Genomic DNA, 6,116 nt, shown 5'->3' with positions numbered 1-6,116 from the left:
GTCGGCGCGGCTCGGGGTCATGAAGGTCGATGCGAGCCAAGGTCCAGAAGTCGGCGCGGGCCGAAGTCAAGAGGTCGGCGCGAGCCGAGGTCCGGAAGTCGGCGCGGCTCGGGGTTCGGTTCCGGGGTCGTGTGGGGGTCTCGGGTCGCGTAGGGGGCTGGGATCGCGTGGGAGTGGGTGGGTGAACAGGGCGGGGTGGGGGGTGCGGGGGGTGGGGTGGGCAGTGGGGTCAGTCTGGGATGAGGACGCTGAGGCAGGTTACGCAGCCTTCCAGCTTCTCAAACTCCGAAATATCCACCTTTATCGTGATAAATCCACGCTTTTCGAGCATGGCGGCCGTCGCCGGGGCCGAGGCGGCCAGCAGGACGCGGTCATCGTCCAGCACCACCACGTGCGAGCCCGGCTCCTCCGGCGGCACCAGCAGGTTCGGCAGCTCCACCCGCCGGGGATCGCCGATGAGCGTGCCGTCGGGCAGCGCGGTCACGGCCGACTTCAGGTGCAGCACGCCGGACATGTTCACCGGCACGACCTGGCGTTCCGGCAGCAGGGACGCAAGTTGCCTGATCCCGGCGTCGTTGGTCCGTGCCGACCTGCCGACGTACACGGTGGGGCCGACCTGCAGCACGTCGCCCCCGTCGAGTGTGCCGGGCGCGGCGATCCGGACCGCCCTCAGCCCCAGGTCCCGTACGGCCGCCGCCACGGACTCCACCTCGGGCCGCCGCTCAGGCGCCCCCGGCCGGGTCAGTACGGCCAGCCGCCCCGACACCACCACGGCGTCCTCCACGAACGGCGCGTCCGGCAACTCGTCCGCGTCCGCCGCGTAGACCGGCCGCCAGCCGTTCTCGGCCAGTGCGGCGACGTAGGCGTCGTGCTGGGCCAGCGCCTGTTCATGGTCCACGGGCTCGCGCTCGATGTGTGTGACGATGCCCTCGGAGACACGAGGGCCGGGTTTCCTCAAAAGCGCGATACCAGGCATAAGGCGTGTTCTATCACGCAGTGGTTAGAGTCTTGGACATGCGGGACAACGAGATACTCACCAGGATCAGTGCCCTGGTCACCGAGGAGCACGACCTGCGGGACAAGCTGGCGGCCGGCGAACTGAGCACGGACCAGGAACACGCGCGCATCAAGGAGCTCGAGGTCGCCCTCGACCAGTGCTGGGACCTCCTCAGGCAGCGCCGGGCCAGACGCAGCGTGGGCGATGACCCCGACGGCGCCACCGCCCGCCCGGCCGGCGATGTGGAGAACTACCGCCAGTAGGCGACAAATCCCTGGTAGGGGCCCGGAAAATGCGTTGGCCCCGGCCATGCCCATACGCTTTGCTGGCCACATGCGCCTCCAGCCCGTCGACCTCGACGACCAGCTCATCCTGGGTCTGCACGACGCATACGTGGCCGGCAGCGCCGACGACCCCGGCCCCAAGCTGTCCCTGGCCCATTTCCGCCACGCCGTCTGCACCGACGCCCCCGGCGAACGGAACGAGGCGTGGGTGGCGGTCGAAGAGGGCGAGGTCGCCGGCGGCTACGCGCTGTCGTTCCCCCAGCTCGACAACACCCACATGGGCTGGATCTTCCCCCTGTCGGTACGCCCCGAGCGGCGCGGCCACGGCCTCGGCTCCCGGCTCTTCGAGCACGCCCTGGACCGCATGCGCGCCCACGGCAGGCGGCTGCTCCTCACCGAGACGCCCGTCACCGGCGTGGGCTCCCGGTTCGCGCGGGCGCACGGCATGACGGTCTCACTCGTCGAGGCCCGCCGCACGCTCGACCTGCGCAGAGCCGACTGGGCGGCGCTCGAACGCCTGCTCCCCCGAGTCGAGGGCTACAGCTTGGAGCGCTGGACAGGCCCCGCCGACCCCGCCCTCCTCCCCGACCTCGCCACCCTGATGGGCGGCATGAACGACGCCCCGCGCGACGCGGACCTCGAGGACGCCCACTTCACCACCGAACGCCTGCGCGCTCGCGAGCAGGACATCCCCCTCACCGGCCGGACCTGCTACACGACGATCGCCCGCCGCGACCAGGACGGCGCTCCCGCCGGATACACGCGCGTCTACCTCGAAGCCGACCGCTCGGACGGCTGGGGCTCCCAGGCGGACACGATGGTGCTGAGCGAGCACCGGGGCCACCGGCTGGGCCTGCTGCTCAAGCTCAGCAACCTGCTCTGGCTGCGCGAGAGTGAGCCCCACCTGGAGCGGATCATCACCTGGAACGCCACCTCCAACGGCCCCATGCTGGCCATCAACGAGGCCATGGGCTTCGAACTCTTCGACGAGTGGAACGAGTGGCGGCTGGAGGACAAAAGGGCTTGAACGGCGAGTCACGCGACAAAGGGACATGGAACAACCCGGCCCCCAGGGCTAACCTGACCGGTTATGACCTTGGACGCGCTGCGGGACGGGGATCCGGGACAGGTGGGGCCGTACGCGCTCCTGGGGAGGCTGGGCGAGGGCGGCATGGGTGTCGTCTACCTCGGGCGGGCCCCCGACGGCACGCGGGTGGCGGTCAAGCTGATCCACGCCGGGATGCGTGCCGACGCCGACTACCGCCGCCGCTTCGCCCGCGAGGTGGCCGCCGCCAAGCGGGTCGCCAGGTTCTGTACGGCACCCGTCCTGGACGCCGACGTCGAGGGTGACCGGGCCTACCTGGTCACCGAATACGTCGAAGGCCCCAGCCTGGGCCAGGCCGTACGCGCCTCGGGGCCGCTGACGGGATCGACGCTCGACGGCCTGGCCGCCGCGATGGCCATGGCCCTGCGCGCCATCCACGGGGCCGGGGTGGTGCACCGTGACCTCAAGCCGGGAAACGTCCTGCTCTCCCAGGTGGGTCCCAAGGTCATCGACTTCGGGATCGCCCAGCTGGCGGAGGGTGAGATCAGTAGCGCCGTCGTGGGCACGCCCGCGTACATGTCGCCTGAGCAGGTGTCGGGCGCCACCATCGGCCCGGCCTCGGACGTCTTCTCCTGGGGCGCCACGGTGGCCTTCGCGGCCGGTGGCGTGCCGCCCTTCGGCTCGAGCCCGGTCCCCGCCGTTCTCCTGCGCATCCTCAACGAGCAGCCCGACCTGACCGGCCTCTCGGGCCCGCTCCGGGACCTGGTGCTGGCGTCCCTGGCCAAGAACCCGGCCCAGCGCCCCACGGCCCAGGACCTCATGGACCACCTCAGCACGGCCCCGCAACCCGGCGACGTGTCGTTCCCACCCGCCCACGGCCCAGGCACGACAGGCAACGACGCGGAGCCGGCGGCAGCACCGGGTCCCTCAGGACCGGGACACGCAGACCCCGCAGGCCCAGAGCACCTAGAACCCATGGCTGACACCGGCCCGGGAGACGAACCCGCCAGTACGGCCGAAGCAGGGCCGGGCCGGGCGGCGGCCCGGCGGCGTGGGCTGCTGGCGGCGGCCGCGGCCATCGTCGTGGCGGTCGCCACCGTCACCACGGCCCTCGTGTGGCGCAACGGGGACGCCCCGTCACAGAGCCGTCCTCCTGCGGCCCGGTCCGGCACCGACCAGGGCGCCACCGGCACCGGCACCCCCACCACCGCCCTGCCGGTCTCCAGCCCGCAGAACCCCCTGACAGCCGCCGGCCCCGTCACCTTCTACGCCCCTAAGGAGCCGAACGCGGAAGGGCAGGCGAAGCTCTGGGACGCCGACCGTGCCAAGGACGCCGCGCTCCTGCACAAGCTGGCCGCCGTCCCCTTCGCCATCCGGCTCAGCTCGCCGGACACGAAGGAGGTCATCGACCGGCTCACCGCCGCCAGGGAGGACGGCGGCGTCCCGGTGTTCATGATCAACTCCATCCCCGGCCGGGACTGCCGCCCCGCCCGTGACGCCGCCGTACAGGACTACCTCGACTGGATCGAGGACCAGGCCGAGCGGATCGGCCCGAACAAGGCCGTGATCATTCTCGAACCCTCCGGCCTGGTCAACCTTCCCGGTTCCAAGAACTGTGACGAGCAGGGCTCTCCCGAGGGCCGCTACAAGGCCCTGCGCCAGGCCGTGAGCTCGCTCAAGAGGAACAACGCCACCGCCGTCTACCTCGACGGCGGCCACGACTTGGGACCGGGCATCGAGACCATGGCGAAACGGCTGGTCGGAGCCGGGGTGGAGAAGGCGGACGGGTTCGTCGTCAACACCGCCGGCTACCAGAGCACGGACAAGATCGTCGCCTATGGCAAGGCGGTGTCCGACTGCGTCAGCGTCCTGCTCGAAGGGAAGGCGGAGATCTGCCCGCCGGGCCAGCGGTCCGACACGGTGAAGCCGCCGCACTTCGTCGTCGACACCAGCAGGAACGGCCGGGGCAGTTGGACCCCGACCCGCAAATACGCCGATCCGCAGGTGTGGTGCAACCCGCCGGACCGGGGTGTCGGCGCGCGCCCCACCACCGAGACCGGGGACGAGCTGGTCGACGCCTACCTGTGGATCGCGCGGCCGGGCACCTCCAGCGGCCCGTGCACGCGCGGCACCAGCGGCAAGGAGGACCCCGAGTACGGCGAGGCGGCCCCCGCGGCCGGCCAGTTCTGGCCCGAGCTCGCCCTGGAACGGGCGAAAAACGCCAACCCACCCCTGGAGTGACGACGCGAGGCCACCTAAGCGCGCAAGGCCGCTGAAGCGCGCGAGGCCGCTGAAGCGACCGCACGAAGCCGCTGAGCTGACGACGCGAGGCCGGGCACGCGGGCGCCACGGCATGGCGCAGGCAAAGCTCATGTTAAGCGCAGGTTAGATCTGGCCCGGCTCAGCTTGCCCGAACAACCTTCTGGGGAAAGGCTCTGACCTGCACCCACACCCCCCAGGAGGTCACTTTGAGCAAGGCACGCGTGCCGTGGAAGGCGGTGGTCGGCGGCTCTGTCGGCAATCTGGTCGAGTGGTACGACTGGTTCGTCTACAGCAGCTTCGCCGTCTACTTCGCCGCGTCGTTCTTCCCCGAGGGCGACGACACGGCCAAGCTGCTCAACACCGCCGCCATCTTCGCCGTCGGCTTCTTCATGCGCCCGCTCGGCGGCTGGCTGCTCGGCCGCTACGCCGACCGCCGGGGCCGCAAGGCGGCGCTCACCCTCACCGTCACCCTGATGTCCGCCAGCGCCCTGCTGATCGCCGTGGCCCCGACGTACGACGCGGTCGGCTACTTCGGCGCCCTGGTGCTGGTGGTGGCGCGCCTGCTACAGGGCCTGTCCGTGGGCGGCGAGTACGCGGCCAGCGCCACCTACCTCACCGAGGCCACCCCGCAGGGCCGGCGCGGCTTCGCCTCCAGCTTCCAGTACGTCTCCATGACCGCCGGCCAGCTCGTCGGCCTCGGCCTGCAGATCATCCTGCAGAACACGCTGTCCAAGGAGGCCCTGAACTCCTACGGCTGGCGCATCCCGTTCGTGGTCGGCGCCCTGGCCGCCGCGGTCGTGTTCTACCTGCGCCGCAGCCTCCTGGAGACGGAGGCGTACGGCGAGGAGGAGCGGGAGGCCGGGCACGGCGGCCGCGGCACGATCAGGGAGCTGCTCGCGCACCGCCGTGAGGCACTGCTGGTCATCGCCCTGACCATGGGCGGCACGGTCGCGTACTACACCTACACCACCTACCTCACCAAGTACCTGTCGAACACGGCCGGCCTGGAGAAGGAGACGGCCACGCTGGTCAGCTTCTTCGCCTTGCTGATCTTCATGTGCCTGCAGCCGGCGGCCGGGGCGCTGTCGGACCGGATCGGGCGCAGGCCGTTGCTGATCGCGTTCGGGATCGGGTCGATGCTGGGCACGGTGCCGCTGATGACGGCGCTCGGCCAGGTCGGGGGCTTCGCCGGGGCCCTCACGCTCTCGCTCGCCGGCCTGGTCATCGTCACCGGCTACACCTCGATCAACGCCGTGGTGAAGGCCGAGCTGTTCCCCACGCACGTGCGCGCACTCGGCGTGGCACTCCCCTACGCCATCGCGAACGCCCTCTTCGGCGGCACGGCCGAGTACGTGGCGCTGTGGTTCAAGGACAGCGGCATCGAGTCCGGCTTCTTCTGGTACGTCGCCGGTTGCGCCGCCGTGTCCCTCGTCGTCTACCTCACCATGCGCGAGACCAGGGACGTCGCCCTGTCGCGGGCGGAGCGGGCCGCGGAGAGCACCTCTCCCGCGCCCGTCTAACCTGGCGT

5 protein-coding genes are annotated in these 6,116 nt (G+C 71.0%); 4 read left to right on the top strand and 1 reads right to left on the bottom strand.

The window, feature by feature from the left end; all coding sequences use genetic code 11:
* Positions 1 to 229: 229 nt before the first annotated feature.
* Positions 230 to 976, bottom strand: coding sequence for a dimethylargininase (gene ddaH / locus BLS95_RS00735; RefSeq protein WP_090928002.1), 747 nt, complete (start codon positions 974 to 976; stop codon positions 230 to 232).
* Positions 977 to 1,014: 38 nt separating this feature from the next.
* On the opposite strand from ddaH, the gene BLS95_RS00730 reads away from it, so the two are divergent.
* The 4 genes from BLS95_RS00730 to BLS95_RS00715 all read left to right on the top strand — a co-directional run bounded on the left by BLS95_RS00730 (position 1,015) and on the right by BLS95_RS00715 (position 6,108).
* A complete protein-coding gene (locus BLS95_RS00730; RefSeq protein ID WP_090928000.1) occupies positions 1,015 to 1,260 on the top strand; it encodes a DUF2630 family protein in 246 nt (81 codons plus the stop codon).
* Between the two features lie 70 nt (positions 1,261 to 1,330).
* On the top strand, positions 1,331 to 2,308 hold the full coding sequence (locus tag BLS95_RS00725; RefSeq protein WP_176992959.1) for a GNAT family N-acetyltransferase: 978 nt from the start codon (positions 1,331 to 1,333) through the stop codon (positions 2,306 to 2,308).
* 63 nt (positions 2,309 to 2,371) lie between these two features.
* Entirely contained in the window at positions 2,372 to 4,567 is a 2,196-nt protein-coding gene (locus tag BLS95_RS00720; protein WP_090927997.1) for a glycoside hydrolase family 6 protein, read from the top strand.
* Positions 4,568 to 4,794: 227 nt separating this feature from the next.
* Positions 4,795 to 6,108, top strand: a complete 1,314-nt coding sequence (locus BLS95_RS00715; RefSeq protein WP_176992958.1) for an MFS transporter — start codon at positions 4,795 to 4,797, stop codon at positions 6,106 to 6,108.
* Positions 6,109 to 6,116: the final 8 nt, after the last annotated feature.

This window comes from Nonomuraea jiangxiensis (genome assembly GCF_900099965.1).
Classification (GTDB): domain Bacteria; phylum Actinomycetota; class Actinomycetes; order Streptosporangiales; family Streptosporangiaceae; genus Nonomuraea; species Nonomuraea jiangxiensis.
This window is presented reverse-complemented; position numbering and strand designations above follow the sequence as displayed.